Origin of the sequence: Nocardia sp. NRRL WC-3656 (assembly GCF_000720265.1) — a bacterium.
Taxonomy (GTDB): Bacteria; Actinomycetota; Actinomycetes; order Mycobacteriales; family Mycobacteriaceae; genus Nocardia; species Nocardia nova.
Window position 1 is genome coordinate 1 of the sequence record NZ_JOJF01000099.1, and the last position, 682, is coordinate 682.

Annotated in this window: 1 protein-coding gene; it reads left to right on the forward strand. The window is 64.7% G+C overall.

Annotated features, from left to right (window positions below):
* Positions 1 to 682, forward strand: a 682-nt coding sequence (locus tag IG65_RS35520; RefSeq protein ID WP_036526651.1) for a phosphopantetheine-binding protein, incomplete at both ends; no start/stop codon positions are given.

Sequence of the window (682 nt, forward strand, 5' to 3'; positions counted from 1 at the left end):
GCTAACACAACTCGACGGCATCGAACAAGCAGCCGTCATCGCCCGCGAAGACCACCCCGGAGACAAACGCCTCGTCGCCTACATCACCGGCACCGCAAACCCCGCCACGATACGCACCCAACTCGCCGAACACCTTCCCACTTACATGATCCCGGCGGCGGTGATGGCGGTGGCGGCGCTACCGCTGACGGTCAACGGCAAGCTCGACGTCCGCGCCTTACCGGCACCGGAGTACACCGCCGGCGCGTATCGCGCCCCGAGCACCCCCGTCGAGGAAATCCTTGCCGCCCTCTACGCTCGGATACTCGGACTCGACCACATCGGGGTCGACGACTCGTTCTTCGATCTCGGCGGAGATTCACTGTCGGCCATGCGCTTGATCGCCGCGATCAACACCACGCTCGACACCGATCTCTCGGTACGCACCGTGTTCGACACACCCACCGTTGCCCGGCTGGCCCTCGGTATCGATGGTGCGGGTTCGAGCCGATCCCCACGACTGGTACCCGTCGAACGCCCCGAGCGCGTTCCGTTGTCGTATGCCCAGCAACGGTTGTGGTTCATCGACCAACTACAAGGCCGGTCCCCGGTCTACAACATGCCGATCGCTTTCCGGATCAGCGGAGAGCTGGACGTCCAAGCACTGGACGCAGCCCTCGACGACGTCCTGGCCCGCCACGAA